The 23,144-nt window shown below is 57.5% G+C and carries 16 protein-coding genes and 2 pseudogenes; 8 read left to right on the top strand and 10 right to left on the bottom strand.

What is annotated here, in order from left to right:
• Positions 1 to 59: 59 nt before the first annotated feature.
• The 10 genes and pseudogenes from BGK68_RS27310 to BGK68_RS04915 all read right to left on the bottom strand — a co-directional run bounded on the left by BGK68_RS27310 (position 60) and on the right by BGK68_RS04915 (position 14,224).
• Complete coding sequence (locus BGK68_RS27310; RefSeq protein ID WP_143432947.1) at positions 60 to 749, bottom strand: hypothetical protein; 690 nt, start codon at positions 747 to 749, stop codon at positions 60 to 62.
• A gap of 519 nt (positions 750 to 1,268) precedes the next feature.
• A complete protein-coding gene (locus BGK68_RS04950) occupies positions 1,269 to 4,109 on the bottom strand; it encodes a TrlF family AAA-like ATPase (protein WP_143432946.1) in 2,841 nt (946 codons plus the stop codon).
• A gap of 494 nt (positions 4,110 to 4,603) precedes the next feature.
• Positions 4,604 to 5,638 carry a hypothetical protein gene (locus tag BGK68_RS04945; RefSeq protein ID WP_233149234.1) on the bottom strand — a complete coding sequence of 345 codons (1,035 nt, stop codon included), beginning with the start codon at positions 5,636 to 5,638 and terminating at the stop codon, positions 4,604 to 4,606.
• Positions 5,639 to 5,755: 117 nt separating this feature from the next.
• Positions 5,756 to 6,154, bottom strand: a pseudogene (locus tag BGK68_RS28630) (TniQ family protein); the annotation flags it as partial.
• 1 nt (position 6,155) lies between these two features.
• Entirely contained in the window at positions 6,156 to 7,418 is a 1,263-nt protein-coding gene (locus tag BGK68_RS04940; RefSeq protein WP_143432945.1) for a hypothetical protein, read from the bottom strand.
• A gap of 96 nt (positions 7,419 to 7,514) precedes the next feature.
• Entirely contained in the window at positions 7,515 to 8,708 is a 1,194-nt protein-coding gene (locus BGK68_RS04935; RefSeq protein WP_075256149.1) for a TniB family NTP-binding protein, read from the bottom strand.
• 110 nt (positions 8,709 to 8,818) lie between these two features.
• Positions 8,819 to 10,900, bottom strand: a complete 2,082-nt coding sequence (locus BGK68_RS04930; RefSeq protein ID WP_075256148.1) for a hypothetical protein — start codon at positions 10,898 to 10,900, stop codon at positions 8,819 to 8,821.
• A 12-nt stretch (positions 10,901 to 10,912) separates the two neighbouring features.
• Complete coding sequence (locus BGK68_RS04925) at positions 10,913 to 11,650, bottom strand: hypothetical protein (RefSeq protein WP_075256147.1); 738 nt, start codon at positions 11,648 to 11,650, stop codon at positions 10,913 to 10,915.
• 1,124 nt (positions 11,651 to 12,774) lie between these two features.
• Positions 12,775 to 13,905 (bottom strand): annotated as a pseudogene (locus tag BGK68_RS04920) (YifB family Mg chelatase-like AAA ATPase); the annotation flags it as partial.
• 73 nt (positions 13,906 to 13,978) lie between these two features.
• The gene (locus tag BGK68_RS04915) at positions 13,979 to 14,224 is read right to left on the bottom strand and encodes an accessory factor UbiK family protein (protein ID WP_006713294.1); all 246 of its coding nucleotides are present in this window, start codon (positions 14,222 to 14,224) and stop codon (positions 13,979 to 13,981) included.
• 428 nt (positions 14,225 to 14,652) lie between these two features.
• On the opposite strand from BGK68_RS04915, the gene BGK68_RS04910 reads away from it, so the two are divergent.
• The 8 genes from BGK68_RS04910 (at position 14,653) to ptsP (ending at position 22,845) form a co-directional block, all read left to right on the top strand.
• A complete protein-coding gene (locus tag BGK68_RS04910; RefSeq protein ID WP_075256146.1) occupies positions 14,653 to 15,441 on the top strand; it encodes a TorF family putative porin in 789 nt (262 codons plus the stop codon).
• Between the two features lie 12 nt (positions 15,442 to 15,453).
• Positions 15,454 to 15,792, top strand: coding sequence for a P-II family nitrogen regulator (locus BGK68_RS04905; RefSeq protein ID WP_006713297.1), 339 nt, complete (start codon positions 15,454 to 15,456; stop codon positions 15,790 to 15,792).
• Between the two features lie 16 nt (positions 15,793 to 15,808).
• Complete coding sequence (gene amt / locus BGK68_RS04900; protein WP_075256145.1) at positions 15,809 to 17,338, top strand: ammonium transporter; 1,530 nt, start codon at positions 15,809 to 15,811, stop codon at positions 17,336 to 17,338.
• Between the two features lie 346 nt (positions 17,339 to 17,684).
• Entirely contained in the window at positions 17,685 to 18,986 is a 1,302-nt protein-coding gene (gshA, locus tag BGK68_RS04895; protein ID WP_075256144.1) for a glutamate--cysteine ligase, read from the top strand.
• A 38-nt stretch (positions 18,987 to 19,024) separates the two neighbouring features.
• On the top strand, positions 19,025 to 19,993 hold the full coding sequence (gene gshB / locus BGK68_RS04890) for a glutathione synthase (protein WP_075256143.1): 969 nt from the start codon (positions 19,025 to 19,027) through the stop codon (positions 19,991 to 19,993).
• A 65-nt stretch (positions 19,994 to 20,058) separates the two neighbouring features.
• On the top strand, positions 20,059 to 20,469 hold the full coding sequence (locus tag BGK68_RS04885; RefSeq protein WP_198937161.1) for a PTS sugar transporter subunit IIA: 411 nt from the start codon (positions 20,059 to 20,061) through the stop codon (positions 20,467 to 20,469).
• Between the two features lie 58 nt (positions 20,470 to 20,527).
• On the top strand, positions 20,528 to 20,797 hold the full coding sequence (locus BGK68_RS04880) for an HPr family phosphocarrier protein (protein WP_075256141.1): 270 nt from the start codon (positions 20,528 to 20,530) through the stop codon (positions 20,795 to 20,797).
• Positions 20,798 to 21,057: 260 nt separating this feature from the next.
• Entirely contained in the window at positions 21,058 to 22,845 is a 1,788-nt protein-coding gene (gene ptsP / locus BGK68_RS04875) for a phosphoenolpyruvate--protein phosphotransferase (RefSeq protein WP_075256140.1), read from the top strand.
• Positions 22,846 to 23,144 lie beyond the last annotated feature (299 nt).

Below are 23,144 nucleotides of genomic sequence, written 5' to 3'. Positions count from 1 at the left end.
GCCAAGATTCATCATCTAAGCTGCAAGAAGTTGAACTGAAATCCTACTTACGGGAGCCGCTAATATCCATATCTAGGCCGCTCGGGTGCGCCGAGAATGGGGTCACAGATAGGCGTCAGTGGGTCCAGACCGTCCGCCTTCGCGCGGACCCAGGAAAGCCACTCGAGCTGCTCGGCGGAGAGGTTGCCACGGGCGCTCTCTTGCTGCTCGTAGGCCTCCGCGAACGCTCGTAGTTTCGTGGCCCGCTCCCAATTGGACGCTTGGGCTTCAACTTTCTGAAGTCGCGCAAGCTCGGCTTCGCGGCGCTTGGATAGGAATTCACGTCGCTCCTGGGCCTGTTGCTCTACGAGCCGGCGTCGCTTGTGCTCCTGCTCATGTTCGTACGCCCGCTGAGAAACCAGCACGATTCCTGTCGCAAGTTCATCGATGCGATTCTCGAGAGGAGTCCGAGGAGTGTCCTTCCATGTTTTTGATGGCCATTTCCCAACCTCCAGGGTCAAGATGCCTGTGGGAACGTAATCATAGAAGGGAATATTGGGAGGCTGAGCATGGACGTTTGTGCGGGCCTTCATGGCGTAGCGCTGCCGGGCCATTTGTTCGGCGGGGGTGTCCTCGTGGGCCGAGCGCTTTACGCTTTCTTTCAGGGTGAACTCGAGATTGACGCCAGTTTCCTTGTTGTGAATCTGGGTTTTTCCATCCTGTGAATCAATCTTCACCTCGAAGCCCAATTTCTCCACAGTGGTCAGCAATCTATCTGCGAGGACAAGGGCGCGCTCGAGAGTGACTTCGGAGACCGAAATGTTGAGAACCTCCTTGGGCGCCCACCGTACGTCAGATATTCCCCACCCAGACTTTTGGCTGAGTCTCTTTCGGGTTGTCTTCACTAAAGGGTGGATAGACGTTGGCGATGTATCAACCTGAACAGCCGAGGCTGCTTGCGCCACTCGTTGCCGTGTTTGGGTCTCTATGTCCTTCGCTGCCTTGTGGGACGCCTGGCGCTCTGCGGAGAGCTTGGTTGGAGCAACAAGCGGTGAAGGCGAACCCTTCAATTTTGGTAAAGGGGCGCGTGACATGATACGTCCGGCTTTGATTTTGGCCCAATAGCCACGACTCGGGAGCGGTATGGCCAGTTTCCGGCATATCTTCGCCAAGCCGACGTCCGAGAGCCCATAGCGCGGGGCGACCACGGAGACTGGCTCCGACCATATCTCCTCATATAGGGTTTCTCGGTCGACGGGCTTTGTTGGGTCTGTCATCTTGTGAAGCGACTATTTGTAGCGACGTGTTTCATTGTTGTACTTTTTTTCCCTGCGAACAAAAGCAGCAATGCCACCTTCCATGATGGATTGAATGTCGCTACGCACATGTTCATTCTCTACAGGGCCAATGTGAGGGCTTTCACGATGCGCGTCGGCGTCATCGACGCTTGGAGTTGAACGGATGGACAATGCACCGTTACGATTCTCAAGGGCGATGACGTGCTCTGCATCACCGAGGACCGGGATGTTGGCGTTGTGAGAGACAACTATCAGCTGCCTGTGCCATCGGCTATGGCGAAGCTCGTTGACGACTAGCTTCGATATCCATTCCGAGTCGAGGTCATCTTCAGGTTGGTCGAGAACTAGGGGCTCGTGCCCGTGATGGAGTACGAAAGCAAGCATTGCTGCAGTACGTTGGCCGGGCGAACCCTGAGTGATTGATTGCCAGGCGGCGTCATTGTCGGGGGCGCCATCCTCTTGGAGGAACTCCATCATCACCACGTCGTCAGGCATGATGCTCGCTATCCGGTACCTGATGGTCTCGTCAATCCCCGCCAAGCGTTCAGTAAACGCTGGACGGAGATTGGCGGCTCCACGTAGTTCGGCAAAGTCCCCGGTGACAAGTGCAGAGACCCAAGTATTCCGTCTATCCTCTAAGGTTTCGCTCTCACCATTCCAAAGCCATGTTGACAATGCTGGCATGTCATCTAAATAGGCATCAGACCTAAAGGCTGCTAAGGAGCGAATCAATTCTATCCATGGGGCCGTGTCATTGAGTGGCTTTACTTTGAATCTAAGTCGCCCACTTCGACGTTGTACGTCATCCAGAAGCGCTTGACGTGATGTCCGCCGGACAATCAGGAGCTCATGGAATGCATGCCAAGCGTCATTTGCGTCTTCAAGAAGTTCGCGCTCAGCAAGAATACGTGACTCTAGTGCGCGAATTGTCTCTGTGGTTTTTCCCAATTCTTCTTGGAGCCGGGAGAATTCTGCTGTGGACAGGCCTTGAGCTGCTAAACCTTCTTTGTAGGCGGTGAAATCAGCAAGAGCTTCAGCTGCGTCCGCTCTCCAGGTATTTCCTGCCGCGTTATCTGAGTAATCCGTAATGAGCTTGTAAGTTTCCCCGGTTGCAGAGTCCAGCTTGTCGGCCAGGTTTGAAATGATGTGCTGGACCTCGCCAACTGCCTTCCAGAAGTCGGCCGAGAACGGCTCAGGGACCTGGACGTCGCCATTGTTCGGTTCTCGAAGGTGGGTTGATATCTGCTTCATTTGTGTGAGAGCGTTATCTACCTTAGTTTGCAGGCGCGTTACATAATCCATTTCCCGCTGGCGGGTTTCAATTCGCTGGAGCCGAGCAAGAACTTCTGGAGAGGAAAACGCAGCTACTTGGCCCTGGAGGGTATTCTGTCGCTGTCGCAAGCCGGGAAGATGAGCCAAGTCTTGAACCAAAAGAACATGGTTGCGGACTTTATTCGACCAATGCAGGCGGGCATCTTCAAGTGCCCGACCATAACTGGATACTTCTTTCGAATCCGCAAAGAAGCCTAGGCTGGTATCAATTAGAGCCAGAAGGCTACGTGACGACAGGTACGGGTCGTTTTTATCGCCGGCAGCTCTTTCAAATAGCTCTTTCTGACTGATGACCGTGACAGGAAAGTCAGTCAGTGGGAGTCTTTGGTCGCCGCTGATTGCGAGCGTACCGGTATCTGATTTCCAAACGGCCGTTTTCTTCTCCTGGGACTCCTGAACGAGGAATGTACTTGAAAGCTCAGCTCTCTTGAAGACAGCATCGATAAAGGAGTCCGCATCGTCCTTGAGGCGCTTGGGTAGCGTGTTGGTGTTTGAGTAGAGCTGCCGCAAAGCAGAAACGATAGTGGATTTTCCACTCCCGCGGCCACCAATGATTACATTCAGGTTGGGGTGTAGTGGTATTTCTAGTGGGCGAATAGTATTCGACAAGGTACCACCGAGCTTCACGGAGGAAATCCAAGCGTGTCGAACCAAGTTGGGGTTTCGCTCAGGGAAAGCGTCGAGCGCGTCGTCCCAATAGGGAAATACGCGTGATTCCCGGTCAAGAAAGGCTTGTCTCAGGCCTTCGATGTTGACTTCTCCCATGCGCATCCAAGTGAATCGCTTGCCCAGGTCGTCCATCGAGTACGCATCAGAGGTCGCGATAAATGGGATATTTTGAAGGCATGGAAAATCACCGAGTTCCCGGCGCCTAAACTTGGCATTGAATGCATCACCTGCTATGAACTCGCCCTTGCAGTCGCCCGGGTCAATCGCTACCAGCCGCTCGTGATGTAGTGCTCGCCATCGAATTTCACCTTTTGCTGTATTGGCAGAGGCGATTCCGTTTTGGCTTAAGGCATGGGGAGCAATCGCCAGAAAACCGTCTGGCAAGTCATCCAGAATCTGGAGAAGTGTTTTCTGTGATGTACCCGGGAACCGTCTCCCCCCCTGCTCTAGGAAGGGAGGATGTTCGTGGTTGAATCCAAGGGAGCCGAATAGCAGTTCCTGATAGTCCCGAGTCGACTTATTCAAGTCCCCTATGATGACAAGGTGGACGCCATCGGCTCCCGTATTGGTAGTGATTTCGCAGCCAGGGAACACGACGATACCATGCCGTTTCCCCGCAGCCTTAGCTTCGTCAATCCAATCACCGGTGTTGTGGTCGGCGAGCGCGATGACATCGATGCCCTTGGCTTTCAGCTTTGACATGTAGTCGTCTAGGAATGTGATGCGTCCTTCAGGAGTTCCTATGTTGTAGTTCGAACCTTGGGGAAATTTGAAGTCCCAAGCTGGTGTGGCAACCTGAAGGTCGCAGCGCAGCCATCGAGTCGATGTCATCGTAAGGTCCTATGTCTTTGTCGGTACGGTGGTTTGCCAAGAAGTGGCGCGAGGGTTATGGCGCTATAGATGCCAATGAGCGACTGGCCCCTCTATCGCTGATGCGGAGGGATGCATCTGGTGCACTCGTGATTGAATTGCGAAATCCCCAGCCCATTTGTTTTCCTTATTTGGATGGCTTCCGAGGTTGTTGGCAAGTAATACAGCCTCCTCCCAAGGCTAGTCACATCAAAATTTCCCGCATGAGGCATGCGTATCCGATTGTCGCGACCACACCGCTTAGCCAGTTCTGTAGCACTCCCCAGTGCTGGCTGCGTCAGCAGTTTGTAAGCTCAACAATATACTTGTTTTTTATTTATCGCGGGATGAGAAGGGGCAAAGATGGGAGAAATGGCGGACGGATAATGCACCGCGAAGGGCAATGCTAATTGGGAGATGACATGGATATGCAAGTGCGTGAGAGAGACGGTGAGGCGTAGTGAGATGACGGCTCTTCATGCGTCCAAGCCGGGATAAATCCCCAAGAACGCATCCACGCTGTTCCAAAGGTTCCGGTCCAGCTCTAACTTCATCATCTTGGCGAATCGGTCGCGAACCGTGTGGCCGGCAAGTTCATCCCCAAATCGACTAATAAAGCGTTGCTTCGATGCTGCATTTTGGCCGCAGATTAGAGGTTCCTCATGTTCGGCCAGATTCTGGGCACATTCGAATGCGGCACGAAACTCTGACGGCATATTGTTGCCAACGCTCTGGCTACGCAATTGCTTAAGTAGAAAAGCGACTTCCGTGCGGGTCATCTTGCATACAGTTTCGATGCTTTCGTCGCTCAATACGCTGAGCAGCAGAATCAGGTAGTCACGGCTCAATGTAGCTTTCTGGTCCCTGGACCGTGGCGCTGCTGCGATTCGTTGTTCAACAAAACCACAGAAGGTCGTGAATTCTTCGCGCGTCGCGCGGTGCCTGTGCTTAACCAGGGCGTGAATGGCCTTCGATTCGGTGACTTTCAAGGCACGCCGTAGGCTGGATTTCGTCACAGCAAGGCCGTTATCCTCGAGTTGACTGATGGCCGAACGCACCTCACCTTCTGTGATTCCGTGTCGCTTTGCCGATAGATTTTCTTGGATGTAGCTTGAAAGCCAGGTTGGTTGGATGTCCCAGGTAACGGAGAAGTGAAATCTGGTTATTTTTGCTGCGCTCGTGGCTTGATGGAAGTTGGCTGGCCAGGAAGAAAGTAGCCAGCAAGCGGCGTTGATTATCTTGGCGCGCTGTGGCGACGAAAGCTGTTCAACATTGTGCGCATGAATAGTGAAAGGTTCGCTGCTGCGCAAAGAGCTTGGTAATACGCTCCAAATCTGCTGGGCACCCGACCGCATGAGCAGCTGAGCCATCACCCAAAGGGCATCAAACACCTCTTGAGCGTTGGCCGCTTGCCGCATCTCTCTTGGAACAGTACCGGCCGTCGCACAAAGCCAGAGAGACTTGGCGATTTCCTGCATCTCACTGTCAGCACTGCTGGTGCCGGCAAGCATTTCCCCACAACATTGGCATCTTGAGAATTCGGACGGAACTCGTTCAAGAAGGGCGCGCTGGGACGTCGGCCACATACCGCCGCCACATGAAGCGCAAGTCTCAATCAGCGCGCAGCCATGGAGAGGGCAGTGGGTAACGAAAGCAAACCGCCACGCAAGCCGGAAATACGGGATGGCATCGCCCGTAAGGCACATGGGGCAACAGGTACTTCTGTTGCTAACGGAAGAATTCATTCTGCAGGGGACTACCCATCTCCGCCGACCGGCCTGCTTAAACTTCGCGGATATTCGGCACCCGATGTCATCAAGGCATAGCGATTGAACAGCTTCTTCCGATAAGCGGCTGGCATCGCTCAACCAATGCAGCTCGTCGTCCTTCGGATATTGGTCCGGTTCCAGAGCATAGGAGGATGAGTTCGGCCGAGGGTAAAGTCTGAAACCGTTGGCCATACCGCTACGCTGTCGCCATGAGGATAGCGATTCGTCAGGAAATGGAGCTGGCCGGGCGAGAAACATCTTATTTCACCGCAGCATGGAAAAGACGGTCAGCGATGGGAAGCTCGGCAGGGAGACTTGTCCACTTAGTCACACGCGTAGCCATGTCATCAATCTTGGGATTTGCCACTGTGGAATAGAGAGGCCAGTCAGCCGGATTCTTTACCATTCTGCTGAGGTGGGCGCAGGGCCGGATTGCCATTTTTCGGAATTCGCGCCATGTGTGGCGCAGATTGGGTTCTGAGTCGCGGCCAGGCCGACAACGGTTGTGCAACACACTCAAGGTATCCGCCAGATGGTCCCGGTCGAAGCGAGGTGTCCACAAGTCGTCCTCAAGTTCTGCCGCATGGAACCAGCGAGCCCACCATAGATGCAACGTAAAGTTGATATCGGTGCCCAGAATCTCCGACGCCTCTTCAAGTGAGACGGTCTCTGTGGGCGTGTCTTGCTGAATGACAAGCCGCGTGGTGGCGTCCAAATCAGTCCGCACCTCATCCCAGATACTGTGGACCGCCTTGGCAAGTGTGGCGTTCTTCAATCTACATATGCGGCCTGTTACGGCATTGGTGTGTGCATTGCTTTCCTGCCGAGGGAGCGAATGAATGAATTTCCTCAAGGTCACCGGCCAATCTGTGACAAAGCGCTCGAACGACAAAAACTCTGTCAGCGAAATCCAACCATAAGGAATCGCAGCTTCGGAAGACGACAAAAGTGCGCGTACGACATTCGCCGTTCGGTGGCAGCTTTTCTTGTCGTCTTCGCTAAACTCTTTTGCTGCTGGTTTCCCGCCGCTATAAAATTTACGGAAGAATTCCGGAAGCCATGTTGGTGGGACAATCCTCTCCGAGCTCGCCAGTGGGAAGCCGCAATTGCAGGATTCAATCTGACGCCGCTTATAGCTCAGAGGTGCCTTGCAGTGTCCGCACTCGTCGACGGGCATCAGATTATGTCTGTCGCAAGGAATCGGCAGGTGTGAGCTCATCGCTGCTGTTGCCGGCAGGTCCTCAGCGATGCACTCGGGACATATGCGTGCATTGTTCCCCATCTCGCGTAGGCCACTCTTGTTGTATTTCTTCAAGAGGGGTTCACCACGCATCAGGCTGTTAAGTTCCTCTGCTTCAATACGAACCAACATGTAATAGGGTACCCCCAGGACCTTTGGGAGTTCGTGAACCACGAGTAGATTGGCGGCAGCTAATCGCATGAGGAAATCCTGTCGATTCGGATAATGGCTGGCGTTGAGGCGTACTAATAGACGTGTTGGTGCCGTTGCTTTCGTGTTCATCTAATTTTTTTGTGTTCCGATACCTCATCCAGGGTCGTGGCTGGATGAGGGATTCGAGTGCCGGTCCATGAGTGGACCTGGATTTATGTAGAGCGGTTAGGCCGTGGTCATCTCGGTTGCGGTCACGTCTGCGCTTTTCGCGGTCGGGTCTGGGGCCTGCTCAGGGACGCCTTCCGGGACAGTCTCCGGGGCTTTCGTGGCGGACTTTTTTGCCGCTTTCACTTTCGGCTTTGCGGGCGCCTTTTGGCTCGGTTGCTGCTCCGGCTCTTTCTCCGGGTTGGAAGTGTCGAACCAGTGGTGGAACAATTCATCCTTCTTAGTGAGGGTGCGAGGAATTCTGACGAGGAATGGATTGGTATCGTGCAGATGTTCACCGAAGAGGAGTTCGAATGCCTCCGCGAAATCTTGCAGAAGCAGTTGCTCCCTGCCGTTCTTGACAGCGATGCACACGGCTTCTTTCGCTACATCCAGCATCAGGGAGGTAACTCCATTCGTTGCATAGATGAATCTCAAAGCAGTTTCGGGGGCGGTGAGCTTAGACAATTCGGCCAAAGGCAGTGCTTTGTCCAAGTTGTCGAGGAAACGCAAGGAAAGACGGATGTTCTCCGAGCCGGTCATCGAGAAATATTCGAGGCGTTGATTTCTCATCGCGCGTCGATTCAGTTGGTCATTGCCGCGGACCACGTCAATCGCAGCGAATGTGCCTAACATGACGACGAGGCATTTAGACGCATCAATGAGGTCTCGAATCCAATTGCCCAGTTGAACCACACCTTTTTGACCACGCTTTTCCGGAATATCTTGAACGTCATCAATGAAGATGATTTCCGTCCCGACCATAGCAAGCAGTTTCACTGCCCGCTTCGACATCTCGCCAGCACTGCCTGTTGGCCGGGGGTCTCCCAGAGCTGTGAGGAGAGCAGCCGCGAGACCGCGCTGAGTAGGTGCTGACGGAATCTTGAAGTAGACCGTAGGGACTTTGCTTACATCACCGGTATCATCGCGAGGCATAAGGTTGCTGATATGGTTGGCCAGATAAGTCTTCCCCGCACCAGAGCCACCCATGGTCAGAAGGCCTCTTCCCGCTCTTTCCAATTTGCATTTTTCAGCGTTGCGGCGGATTTCGGTAATTGCAGAGGCGCATTGAGAATGTCTGACGAAGAAGTGTGAGTCCGCCATGTGGAGGCGTCGCGCCGTGATGTCTACGCCGTACCATTTTTCGCGTGCTGAGTTAGCAGCGGCCGCCGCACTGATTGCTTTCTGTTCGATAGAAGAAGTAGGGGAGTTCATAGTTATATCCTTGAGTTCGGTAGGTATGGGAGGGGCGAAAAGCCCGACCCGCCATCCCAGCGGCACCCATGGCCAGCCAGGATGGCATGCATGTCGGTTCAGCGATTACGCTACGCAAAGGCCGATGACGTTTCACCAGACTGGGCCCACTCGTCCTCATCCTCCGGGGCCAGCGTCACCTGGTCGATTTCCCGCAGCTTCGCCTCAATGTCGGTCATCATCTTATCCACCATCGCCGGCGCTTCTTCCGCAGCTGTCGTGCTCTCTTCGGAATCAGGCATAGCCGGCAAATCGCCAACATTTGCAGCAACTTTGCGCTCACGCAGCTTTTTGGAAGTGCTCATCTGCTCCGTCAGGACAATCAGGTCATTTCTGCTCTTCAGCATGTCCGCCATCCCGGGGTGTCCATTGCGCCGGGCACGAGCCATCTTGACAATCAACTTGTGCTGGAACAGCGTCAGGCCGGTCGAGTAAGCCAGATTCGTACTTTCCGCCCGCAGCCAGCGCGGCATATGCGGATTGTCGGCCACTTCCTGAGCTCCCTTGGGATACTTCACCCAGATGAAACTCAAGTCATCGGGGTTGAAGCGGAACTCAACACGCAACTTCTCGCCGTAAGCTTTCCGCCAGATGGCAAACACTGCATGGTGGTACCGGAGCCCGGTGTAGAACTCGACTCCCACTGGCCGCAGTTGCACCGAATGTGGCCGCAGTCCTGCCAACTCGATGTCGTGCACATTGCTTGGCAAGCGCGCACGCCTTCCTTCCATTCCACGCAGATACCTTTCGTGCGGTGTGAAACCATCAATTCCTGGTGTATGGCAGTGAACGTCATACACCCACTTCATGAACCCCTGTCTGAACTGGTCGGTCGTCAGGACTGCGCTGTTCATTCCTTCTTCGACCGTGTCGCGTACGTGCTTCTTCGGGCCGACATATCCCGGCAGATTTTCCAAGTACCTCAACATCATCCCGTTGAAGTTCTCCATGGTCGTCTTCTCAGTCGGCGTCCAGGGACGAGCAAACTCGATGGCCGCGTTTGATACGGTAATGACCGCTGCTGAGAGCCTCAATGAGTGGTTGTACCGCGTGTTGTCGAAAATGAAGAGCGACGGCATCCCCATGTACGGAATCTCATTGCTGACTTGCGCATAGTCGCCACTTCCCCTGACCTTCGGCATCACCGCATTAATTACTGCACCGATAGCTGACTCGGTATTTCGCGCACTTGCGCCAAGCTTCAGCCCAGTCGGAACATTTGATAATTGCTCAACCGCTGAGGTAACCCAAATCCGTCCATAAGGCAACCCCGTCCTCGAGTCAACGGCAAACACTCCAGTGTCCTTGTCGTCACATTCAACAACTTGGCCGGTGAACGTTGCTCGGTCTCGCGGATACCAATCCCGGAATTTTTGCTTTGCCACCTCGAGACTCTTATTTCGCCTGCAGAGCTCAAACTCACCCAGACAACGTTTCGTCTCCCGAGTCACTGTCGTCAACGATGGTTGCAGCGCCAGCGCCTTCTCGCGGCCAAGTGTCTCGTTCAATTCGTGCTGAACATCTTTCTGCACCTCTGTGAATCGAACTTTCGTGTTCTTGCCGGCGAGTCTTCTCAAGACTTTGTCGATTGCGTCCTTCACTACCCTTGCAATCCGACTCTTTCCGCCGCCGCCCCTTCGTGAGAACTGCGGAAAGGCCGCATGCAAGTCACCACCAGCGCGTTCGATTTTCCGTTCGCAGGAATACAGCGTCGATAGCTTAGGAGGATGGACATCTCCCTTCTGCTTAGTCAGCCGGTCGTAGTCGATTTCCTTGATGTTTGTCGGCCGCATAGTGGTATGGCCGAGCTTATTCATCTCTCGGATATAGGCAATGCATCTCAAGCCAACGGAGCGCGCTTTCTCGCCAAAGGCCAGCATGCCGCCAGTCGTCTCCAGACCTTTCCAGATATCTTGCATTTGCTCCTGCAGGTCTTCCGGCGCAATAGACGCAGTCTCGCGATATGGAACCAAATCCCCCCTGGTGTAGGCAGCCCAGAAGGCATCCTGATTCATCCACTTTCGCTCGTGAGTGAGGCAATGTTCGATGGCCAGGCGGCTACCCTTTACTTCGGTGATTTCGAAGACAATGTTCCCCATGCGCAGACGAGCGCCTGCTTCCATCGCAAATTGCGACGGATTAATAGCATTCATGTCAGCCTCCGCTTAGTAGTTAGTCAGCATCGACCACCAAGCATCAGCTGACTTGTTGTCACCCAAGAACATGCCGATGATGTTGTCTTGCTCAGTTGGCGCGATGACGGTGTCCAGCGTGAGGGGCTTCGTCAGCGGGAAATGCACCAGGCCTTGCCACGCCGCGGCATAGATGGTGTCTCGGTCGAAAGTTGAATCAGTGGGCAGCTTGCCGACTGTGGCACCTCGCCCTTTCGTGTCAACCCAATCGAGCAACTCTCGGATTTCGGTCGTCGAGACTTGCGCGTTGCTGGACATGCGCATGTGCATGAGGTGCTGCCGCACAGGATGGCTCAATGGAGAGGCATCCGTCCATACGATGTAGGCGATGTTCTTCTCCGCAAACTTGGCTCGCAGGTCATCAAGCTCCCACTGCTTCGCCGGCGAAATGAAGCGGTGTGCCTTCGTTTCGATGACGCAAAGGCGGATTTCTGTCAGGCTCGGCACCTGAATCAAGAAGTCCGGGCAAATCTGGCGGCCGAACTCTTCAATCGTCGTTTGGAATGGCTGCGGTTTGGCATGCTTGATGAACCCCAGATTCATGAGGTACTCGATAGCCAAGGCAGAGCAGAACTCGTTACGACCCTGAACTTGCAAGGGGCCGAGGAGCGGAGAGTTGTAGCCGTGGGCTTGGGTCCAGCGTGAGGGGCCCTTAAGCTCGCGGGCTGGATTGGAGCCGAAAACGGCTTGGGCCCATGCTTCGGTGCCCATTTGATGATTTGAAACTCGCATAACTTTCCCTTTCTCTGCGCAAACAGCGCTTAGAAAACTTGCAAAGTGACGCCACCGGTACTTGACCAGTGGACGGCGGGAAGCTACCTTCAAGGTTCTCAAGCCTGTGCGAAGGTAACTTCTCATAGTCAAAAGCGGCAATTACTCTTATGTAATTCGCCGCTTTTTCATTTCCTGGGCGTGTTCCATTCCCATTCCTTTCTATGCAGTTCTTCTGTTGTTCAACGCCGGCTCTCTAAGACCCGGCACCTTTTCCTCCAGGCGCATCATTGCAGGCTAGACCTGGCGCCATTCGCAGGCGCGAAGCTCCCCCTCGCGCGGCCGCATATGCAATCACGGACGGACGTAGCTCACCCCTCCAAGGGGCAATTCATTCCTTTGAGTTTTAATCGTGGAGATTGCTATAAAGAAATATTCTCCGCAATCGGAGTGCATTTCTTTCGCCAGCTTCAATCGATGGAGTTTCTAAATCGCAATATAAATTGTTTATTATGCAATTATGGAGGGTCGAGGTGTGGATAGTAAGCCACACATGCTGAGCGGCAATATTTCAAAGGAGGTGAACTGATTAGAAGTTAACTCGCATTTTAAATGAGGCCTTATGACATGAAGGTGAATCGAGTGTAGGCATAGAACCTATCGAGTGCAAGAGTTATTGTTGGGCGACGCCTACTGGGGAAATGTGTCTGAATGCACAAAATCCGAGCAATAGGGACGAGCTGATTTTCGCCAGCAGCGAATGTAGATATCATAATAATAGTAACTGATTTACGCCATTGGTATAACGTTAAACTCGCATTTGTCAAGCAACTCGCAAATTCTCGAACGGTCTTATCGGCACTTCCGGCGCGCTTGTAATTTTGTTTCCTAATCACAACAAATTCGAATTTGCGATTTTCGAGCCATTTAACGTTCTACTTTTAGGGCTGGAAAGTTAATGGCGCGATGTGGATAACTCTATGGATAACTTAGGCCAGTGGGGTGTTGCATCTTGTCTACACAAGAAGGGGAATGACGCGGCCTAGAGCAGGCGCGGGATAGCGAGAAGTTCGAATTTTGAGTCTTACTCTGATTTTTCGTGAGGCTAACTTTGGTGATGTCCAATAACGTCGCACCATCTCGGGCGAACAACGGCACTGCCCGCTGGCTTGGCCATGGTAGCCGCAGGGGCAGGGATTCATCGCCGCCAGCAGCTGGAAGCGCGCCGGGAAATCGGCCTGGCGGGCTGCCCGCGAGATGGTGATCTGTCCGGATTCCATGGGCTGGCGCAGCACCTCCAGCACGCTGCGCCGGTATTCGGCGATTTCATCGAGGAACAGCACCCCATGATGGGCCAGCGAGATCTCGCCTGGCCGGGGTGGGCTGCCGCCGCCCACCAGTGCGACCGCCGAGGCGGTGTGGTGGGGCGCGCGGAAGGGGCGTTGGCGCCAGCGCGCGGGGTCGAAGCCGCCGGTGAGGGAGCGCACCGCCGCCGATTCCAGCGCCTCCGCCTCGGTCATCGGCGGCAGGATGCCCGGAAAGCGCGTGGCCAGCATCGACTTGCCCGCTCCGGGTGGACCCACCAGCAGCATGCTGTGCCGTCCTGCCGCCGCCACTTCCATGGCGCGGCGCGCCAGCAATTGCCCCTTGATCTCGCTGAAATCGGGATACACCGGTGCGATGGCGTCCTGCTGCGGCCTGTGCCGCGCCAGGCGGGTGCTCTCGTCGCGGCCGGAGAAGTGGGCGCAGACCTCCAGCAGGGAACGGGCCGGGACGATCTCGGCTTGCGTCACCAGCGCGGCCTCGTCGGCATTGGCAGCGGGCAGGATGAAGGCGCGCCGCCGTTCGTCGGCGCTGGCGCCGTGCTGCATGGCGCAGGTCATCGCCAGGGCGCCGCGGATGGGCAACAGCTGGCCGGACAGTGATAGCTCGCCGGCATACTCATAGTCGTCCAGCCGGTCGCCGGGGATTTGCTGGGAAGCCGCCAGGATGCCCAGCGCGATGGCCAGGTCGAAGCGGCCGGATTCCTTGGGGAGGTCGGCAGGCGCGAGGTTGACGGTGATGCGCCGCGCCGGGAATTCAAAGCGGGCGTTCTGCAATGCCGCCCGGACGCGGTCACGGGCTTCCTTCACCTCGGCCTCGGGCAGGCCGACGATGGCGAAGGAGGGCAGGCCATTGGCCAGATGCACCTCCACCGTGACCGGTGGGGCGTTCATGCCGGCCAGGGCGCGGCTGCGCAGGACCGCCAGGCTCATCGCGATGGGCCTGGCTGCCTGTTACCTATATAGAGAAGAGAGTGTGATCGAAGTGAAAGTAGGTGCGCCAGGATCATGGAGTCTGTTTTTGCTGGGCTTCCAGCTCGGCCACACGGGCCTCCAGGGCTTCCAGGCGGGCGCGGGTCTTGGCCAGCACCTGGGCCTGGATGTCGAATTCCTCGCGCGTGACCAGGTCGAGCTTGGCAAAGCCCTGGCTGAGCATGGCCTTGACGTTCTTTTCGATGTCCTTGGCCGGGGAGTTTTCGATTGCCTTGTTGATCTTGGATTGCAGGTCTTCAAAAAACGGGGGCTTGTCCATGTCGGATCTCCTTGGCAGATAAGCTATAGCTGGAATGCAAGTTTAGCGGTTTCCTGCCCATCCTCAAACCGCCTTGCCTGGGTAAGACCGCTTTTTTACCGCCAAGTGCGCGCTGTGAAGTTTTTTCCTTCAGGAAATGCGCCGTCTTGGTGATCCGGAACGCCCCTGCTGGCCGCGCACCAAAATGTGATTGCCGGAATGGAAGCAGGGTTATCAAAAAACAAGCAATATCGCACCAATCACGTGCATTTTCCCTTGGTCTGCACTATTTTGAACTGAAGTTAGAAAAAAAACGTGACCAATCTCCGGTTTCACCTAAAAACACAAGCCTGCCTTGCCGAAAGAACATGGCACGGCTCCTGCTACAGGGTTTGAGCAAACACAAAAAAACGACTTTTATTGTTCAAACACAAACCAGAGGGAAAGTCATGAAGAAACTGATTCTTGCAACAGCCATCGCCGCATCCTTCGTTTCTACCGTGGCCCGTGCAGAAGACGCCAAACCAGATAATGAGTTCAGCTTCAACGCCGCTGTCGTGAGCGACTACCGCTACCGCGGCCTGACCCAGACCCGCTTCGACCCGGCCCTGCAAGTCGGTGCTGACTACACCCACAATCCCACCGGCCTGTACGCCGGCACCTGGCTGACCAACATCAAGTGGATCAAGGATGCTGGCGCCGTGGCCAGCCCGCCGGTCAACACCAAGGGCGACATCGAATGGGACATCTATGGCGGCAAGCGCGGCGACATCGGCGGCGGCTTCACCTATGACGTCGGCGGCCTGTACTACTATTACCCGGGCAACACCCTGGCCGACAGCGGCGCCAAGAACGCCAACACCTTCGAACTGTACGGCCAGGTCGGCTACGGTCCGGGCTACTTCAAGTATTCGCAATCGCTGACCAACCTGTTTGGCGCGGCCAACAGCAAGTACAGCCAGTACTTCGACCTGGGCGCCAACATCGAGACCTACTACGGCGTCATCCTGGGCCTGCACGTGGGTCACCAGAACGTGCGCGGCAACCCCAACCAGTTCAGCTACACCGACTGGAAGGTCGGCGTGTCCAAGACCTTCGACGATCTGGCCGGCATCACCCTGGGCCTGGCCTATGTCGGCACCGACCTCAAGGATGGCGTGACCACCACTCCGGCTTCGGATGGCCTGAAGAACGTCGGCAAGAACGGCTTCGTTTTCTCCCTCAGCAAAACTTTCTAACAAGAGGTTCGTATGAAACTGATCACAGCGATCATCAAACCGTTCAAGCTGGACGAGGTGCGTGAAGCCCTCTCCGCGATCGGGGTGCAAGGCATCACCGTGACCGAAGTCAAGGGCTTCGGTCGTCAGAAGGGCCATACCGAGCTGTACCGCGGCGCGGAATACGTGGTCGATTTCCTGCCCAAGACCAAGATCGAGGCGGCGGTGGACGACGCCATCGTCGAACGCGCACTCGAAGCCATCGAGACCGCTGCCCGCACCGGCAAGATCGGCGACGGCAAGATCTTCGTCCAGGACCTGCTGGACGTGATCCGTATCCGCACCGGCGAGACCGGCAAAGACGCTCTGTAAAAAAAGGGGAACTCTAATGAGCATGAAGAAAATGTTTTCCGGCGCGCTCGCCATTGGCGCGCTGCTGTTTGCAGTCAGTTTTACTGCTCCGGCCCAGGCGCAGGATGCGCCCAAGCCTGAAGCCGCAGCCGCTGCTGCAGCGGCCCCGGCTGCGGCTCCCGCTGCACCCAAGGCGGAAGCTGCCGCTCCTGCAGCTGCTGCCCCGGCCGCTCCGGCTGCTGCTGCCGCTCCGGCACCGGTCCCCAACAAGGGCGATACCGCCTGGATGCTGGTCTGCACCGCCTTCGTCATCCTCATGACCCTGCCGGGCCTGGGCCTGTTCTACGGCGGCCTGGTGCGCAGCAAGAACATGCTGTCGGTGCTGATGCAGTGCTTCATGATCTTCTCGCTGATCTACATCCTGTGGTTCGTCTACGGCTACAGCATCGCGTTCACCGAGGGCAATGCCTTCTTCGGTGGCTTCGATCGCCTGTTCCTGCATGGTCTGACGGGTGACTCCAACACCGGCACCTTCAGCAAGGGCGTGGTCATTCCGGAGCTGGTCTTCGTGGCCTTCCAGGGTGCGTTCGCGGCCATCACCGTGGCGCTGATCATTGGCGCCTTCGCCGAACGCGTGAAGTTCTCGGCCGTGATCCTGTTCTCCATCCTGTGGTTCACCTTCTCCTACCTGCCGATGGCCCACATGGTCTGGTTCTGGCCGGGTCCGGACGCCTTCACCGACGCTGCTGCCGGTGAAAAGGCCACTGCCATCTCGGGCTGGCTGTTCCAGAAGGGCGCGCTGGACTACGCAGGCGGCACGGTGGTGCACATCAACGCCGCTATCGCCGGCCTGGTCGGTTCCTATGTGATCGGCAAGCGTATCGGTTTCGGCAAGGAAGCCTTCAAGCCCCATAGCCTGACCCTGACCATGGTCGGCGCCTCGCTGCTGTGGTTCGGCTGGTTCGGCTTCAACGCCGGCTCGGGTCTGGAAGCCAACGGCACTGCTGCCCTGGCCTTCGTCAACACCATCCTGGCCACGGCGGCTGCTGTGCTGTCCTGGAGCTTCGGCGAATGGATCGGCAAGGGCAAGCCCTCGATGCTGGGTGCAGCTTCCGGCGCGGTGGCAGGTCTGGTGGCGATCACCCCGGCGGCTGGTTTCGTGGGCGTCATCGGCGCCGTGGTCATGGGCCTGATCGCTGGCCTGCTGTGCCTGTGGGGCGTGAGCGGCCTCAAGAAGATCCTGGGTTCCGACGATGCGCTGGACGTGTTCGGCGTGCACGGCGTGGGCGGCATCCTGGGCGCCATCCTGACTGGCGTGTTCGCAGCCCCCAGCCTGGGCGGCACCGGCATCTACGACTACGTGACCAACGCTGTTGCGCCTGACTACTCCATCGGCGGCCAGGTCTGGATCCAGTTCCAGGGCGTGCTGACCACCGTGGTCCTGTCGGGTGTGGTCTCCTTCATCGCCTACAAGATCGTTGACGTCGTCGTCGGCCTGCGTGTGACCGAGGAAGAAGAACGCGAAGGCCTGGATATCTCCAGCCACGGCGAATCGGCTTACCACTAAGCCTCTGCCGTACTGATCGACTGAGTCTGCAGTATTCCTTCGGGGCCGGCAACGGCCTCTTTCAAAGGCGCCTTCGGGCGCCTTTTTTCATTGCCTTGATGCAAGCCGCTTTTCTGTGGCATTCGCGCGTCGGCCCCGGATAATTCCCGACTATTTGAGTCGGACTCTTTAAAATCCTCCCATCATCGCCATCTGAACACTCCCAGCGACGCTTTCGCAGCGTGCGTCGTCGGGCCCGGGCTTTGCCGGAATGGCAACAGTGGCTCGTGTCGCGTCGCAACACGATGTCAGGAATCCGCTAAAATCGTTCCTCGCTGCCGGCATTTACATATCGTTAAGGTCTCTTATGGTCCCGCATCTCGTCACCGCTCTGAATGGTCCTCTGCTGGAGCTGGAGAAGAAAATCCTGGGCGCCACGCCGGCCATCGAACGCTGGTTCCGCATGGAGTGGCAGGAACACACGCCGCCCTTCTATTGCTCGGTCGACCTGCGCAACGCCGGCTTCAAGCTGGCGCCGGTCGATACCAACCTGTTCCCGGGCGGTTTCAACAACCTCTCTCCCGAGATGCTGCCGCTGGCGGTGCAGGCGGCCATGGCCGCCATCGAGAAATACTGTCCCGATGCCCGCAACCTGCTGCTGATCCCGGAAAACCACACCGGCAACACCTTCTACCTGCAAAACATCGCCCGGCTGATGCAGATCTTCCGCCAGACCGGGCTGAACGTGCGCCTGGGTACCCTGGCGCCGGGCGTGAACAAGCCCAAGCCGATCGAATTGCCCGACGGCACCACCATCACCCTGGAGCCGCTGGAACGCTCGGCCAATGGCCGCCGCCTGGGGCTGAAGAATTTCGATCCCTGTACGGTGCTGCTCAACAATGACCTGTCCATCGGCATTCCATCGGTGCTGGAAGGCCTGCATGAGCAGAGCGTGCTGCCGCCGCTGCACGCCGGCTGGGCGATGCGTCGCAAGAGCAACCATTTCGCCGCCTATGATGAGGTGGTCAAGAAGTTTGCCAAGATGGTCGAGGTCGATCCCTGGATGCTCAATCCCCTCTTCGCCAAGGTCGGCGATATCGACTTCCAGGAAAGCACCGGCACCGATGCGCTGGCCGACAGCGTGTCTTCGCTGTTGTCCAAGATCCGCAAGAAGTACAAGGAATATGGCATCAAGGAGCAGCCCTTCGTCTTCGTCAAGGCCAACGCCGGCACCTATGGCATGGGCATCATGACGGTCAAGGACGCCAGCGAGATCAAGGACCTCAACCGCAAGCAGCGCACCGGCATGCTGGCGGCCGGCAAGGAAGGGCTGGAGGTGTCGGAGGTGATCGTGCAGGAAGGCGTGCATTCCTTCGAGCGCATCAACCAGGCCGTGGCCGAGCCGGTGGTCTACATGATCGACCGCTATGTAGTGGGCGGCTTCTATCGCGTCCATGCCGACCGTGACGTCAACGAGAACCTCAACGCACCCGGCGCGCATTTCGTACCACTGGCCTTCGCCCAGCAGCACGCCCTGCCGGACATGCATGCCAAGCCGGGCACGGCAGCGCCCAACCGTTTCTACATGTATGGCGTAGTGGCGCGATTGGCGCTGCTGGCGGCGTCGGTGGAAATGGAAAAGACCGATCCCAACCCGGAAGTTTATTAATATCGGGCCTTCGCCAGGCTCAACAGGACCCTAGCCTCATGAAAATCGCTTTCCTCGCCGATCCACTGGATACGTTCAAGACGTACAAGGATTCCACCTTCGCCATGATGCGCGAAGCCGCGCGCCGTGGCCACGTCCTCTACGCCTTCGAACAGGCCGACCTGGTGCTGGAAAGCGGGCTGGTGACGGCCAACGTCCGCAAGGTCACGCTCACGGGCGAGGCCGATGACTGGTATCGGGCCGACAAGCCGGCGTCCTCTTTCCTGTCTGAATTCGATGCGGTCATCGTGCGCAAGGATCCGCCCTTCGACATGGAGTACATCTACACGACCTACCTGCTGGAGCTGGCCGAGAAGCAGGGGGCGCGGGTGTTCAACAAGCCGGCGGCGATCCGCAGCCACAACGAGAAGCTGGCCATCGCCCAGTTCCCGCAATACACCGCGCCGACCCTGGTCACGCGCGACGCCAAGCGCCTGCGCGCCTTCCACGCCGAGCACCAGGACGTGATCCTCAAGCCCCTCGACGGCATGGGCGGCATGGGCATCTTCCGCGTCAAGGCCGATGGCATGAACCTGGGTTCCATCATCGAGACGCTGACCGACAACGGTCAACGCACGATCATGGCGCAGCGTTTCATTCCTCAGATCAGCGCGGGCGACAAGCGCATCCTGCTCATCGGCGGCAAGGTGGTGCCTAATGTGCTGGCACGCATTCCACAGGGCAATGAAGTGCGCGGCAATCTGGCCGCCGGTGGCCTGGGCCGTGCGCAGCCGGCGTCGGCCCGCGATATCGAGATCGGTGAAGCACTGGGGCCGGTGTTGCATGAACGTGGCCTGTTGCTGGTAGGATTGGACGCCATCGGCGACTATCTCACCGAGATCAACGTGACCAGCCCGACCTGCTTCCAGGAAATCACCCAGCAGACCGGGTTTGACGTGGCGGCGATGTTCGTGGATGCGCTGGAGGCAGCCGCAGGGGCAGCAGAGACAACGGGGTCGGTCGGATAATGGGATCGACGGAGCATGACGGGCTGCTCGGGGAAAAGCGCGTCGCATCAGATGGCAAACATTTCATGGTTGGTATTCTTCTCTTGACGCACGCCCCGCTGGGGCAAGCCTTCGTAGCCGCCGCCACGCACGTCTTCCGTGGCCGGCCCGAAAAAATGGAGGCGATCGACGTGATCGCCGACCAGAACCCGGCGGAAGTGCAAAAACTGGCCATCGAGGCGGTCGAACGCCTCGATGATGGCAGCGGCGTACTGGTCATCACCGACGTCATGGGCGGTACGCCCTCCAACTGTACGGGCTTCCTGTGCGGATTGGGCAACGTTCAGGTGATTGCTGGCATCAGCCTGCCCATGCTGTTGCGGGCGCTGACCTATCGTAACGACACGCTGGATGTGGTGGTAGAAATGGCCCTGGCAGGGGGCCAGAATGGTGCGGTGCGGATCGACAACCGTATCCGCGTGGCGGCCTCGGCCTGAGGCGCCTCACGGAGTCACGACCGGTATCGCGCCAACAAGATAAAAACGAAAGCAGAACATGATTCAAAAAGAACTCGAAATCGTCAACAAGCTGGGCCTGCATGCACGTGCCTCCGCCAAGCTCACCCAGCTGGCCGGCAAGTTCAAGTGCGAAGTCTGGATGACCTTCAACAAGCGCCGCGTCAACGCCAAGTCCATCATGGGCGTGATGATGCTGGCCGCCGGCAAGGGCAGCATCGTCACCCTGGAAACCGATGGCGCCGATGAACAGGAATGCTTCACCGCGCTGGAAGCGCTGATTGCGGACAAGTTCGGCGAAGGCCAGTGATGTTTGCTGAGCTTGACTGAGGGCGCCTGCGGTATTGCGTCGCAACACGGCAGCCTGGCTGGAATGCTTCTTGCGATGTGTCAAAGTCTGCACGCGTCGCGTGCAGACTGAAACAATATTCATATACGCTGCTGGTCTTATAGTCTTCCACGGATGCCCATGGCAATGATTGCCAAACTGTACTTTGTTCGGTAACTTGCTCCTGGCTACCGCGCGCTGGCAACACGGCGGACTATAAAAAGACTAGCAGGAGATACGCGATGGCTTCATTCAGCTTACATGGAATCGCGGTGTCGCAAGGCATCGCCATCGGCCGCGCCCACTTGATGGCGCCGGCGGCACTGGACGTCAAACACTACCTGATCGCCGCCGACCAGGTCGAGGCCGAGATCGAGCGCCTCAAGAGCGCCGTCAAGGCGGTGCATCAGGAACTGCATACGATCCGTTCCGAGTTGCCCAGGGAGGCCCCACCCGAGCTGGGGGCCTTCATCGACGTCCATTCGCTGATCCTGTCCGACCCGATGCTGGCCGAGGTGCCGCAAGACATCATCCGCCACCGTTACTACAACGCGGAATGGGCGCTGGTGACGCAGATCGAGGAATTGTCGGCACAGTTCGACGAGATCGAGGACCCCTATCTGCGCGAGCGCAAGGCCGACATCCAGCAGGTCGGCGAACGCATCCTCAAGGTGCTCACCGGCAGCGCCACCCACCTTCCGCCCAGCGGCGAAGCCGCCGCCAACATCATCATCGTCGCCCACGATATCTCGCCGGCCGACATGCTGCAGTTCCGCGAGAGTGCCTTCGCCGGCTTCGTCACCGACCTGGGCGGCCCCAACTCCCACACCGCCATCGTCGCCCGCAGCCTGGCCATTCCGGCTGCCGTGGGCATGCATAACGCCTCGGTGCTGGTCAAGCACGACGATGTGCTAATCATTGATGGCGATGCCGGCGTGGTCATCGTCGATCCCTCGCCGCTGGTGCTGGCGCAGTATCGTGCCCGCCAGGAGCGTCTGCTGCGCGAGCGCAAGAAGCTCTCGCGCCTGAAGAAGACCCCGGCCATCACCCAGGATGGCGAACCCATCACGCTGCTGGCCAACATCGAATTGCCGGGCGACGCGGTCACCGCCTTCGAAGCAGGTGCGATGGGCATCGGCCTGTTCCGGTCGGAGTTTCTTTTCATGGGCCGCGCTGGCCATCTGGAAAAATTCCCTTCCGAGGATGAGCAGTTCGAGCACTACAAGCAGGCGGTCATTGCCATGAAGGGCCGGTCGGTGACCATCCGTACCTTGGACGTGGGCGCCGACAAGCCGCTGGACGAGGATGAAGAAACCGCCCTGAACCCGGCCCTGGGCTTGCGCGCGATCCGCTACTGCCTGTCCGAGCCGCAGATGTTCCTCACGCAGCTGCGCGCCATCCTGCGGGCCTCGGCCTTCGGTCCGATCAAGCTGCTGGTGCCGATGATGGCGCATGCCTTCGAGATCGACCAGACGCTGGCCATGATCGACCAGGCCAAGCAGCAGCTACGCGAGCGCAAGCAGAAGTTCGATGAAGAGATTCCGGTAGGTGCGATGATCGAGATCCCGGCTGCCGCACTGGCGCTGCCGTTGTTCGTCAAGCGGCTCGACTTCCTCTCCATCGGCACCAATGACCTCATCCAGTACACCCTGGCCATCGACCGCGTCGATCACGAGGTGGCGCACCTCTACGATCCTTTGCATCCGGCGGTGCTGTTCCTGTTGTCGACGGTGATCGCGCAGGGCCGCAAGGCCGGCATTCCGGTCTCGGTCTGCGGCGAGATGGCCGGCGACCTGAAGTGGACGCGCCTGCTGCTGGGCATGGGCCTGCTGGAGTTCTCCATGCATCCTTCGCAGATCCTGTCGGTGAAGAACGAGATCCTCAACAGCGACCTGCGCCTGTTGGAGCCGCAGGTGAAGAAGGTGCTGCGCGCCACCGAACCCGCCGCCATCACTGCGGCCATGACCCAATTGCAGGCACTGCAGGCCGAGCCCGTGGTGACCGAGGCCAAGGTGGCGCGCCGCCGCTGAGGCCGGGCGCAGACGAAGGCGGCAGGGTGGTTTGACGGGCCTGCCCGAGTTGGGTATTCTTACGCCACTGCGCCGATTTGAACGGTTTGACCAACTTCAGCTTGCGGGCGCCGGGATACTGATCCCATCTAAATGCGGCTAAAGCGAGCTTGGATCAGCTGTTCCTCCCAAGACTGCCCCAGCCCCATCGATGAGTGAGCCCGCAAGCATTGCTTCCGGGCTTTTTTCTTGCCCGCGGCATTGAAGCTCCCAGCCGGTTTGCGGCCAGGCCACCGCTGTACGCGGCCCCGAGTCACTTA

The sequence above is a fragment of the Herbaspirillum camelliae genome (genome assembly GCF_001929405.1).
GTDB classification, from domain to species: Bacteria; Pseudomonadota; Gammaproteobacteria; order Burkholderiales; family Burkholderiaceae_D; genus Herbaspirillum; species Herbaspirillum seropedicae.
This window is presented reverse-complemented; position numbering and strand designations above follow the sequence as displayed.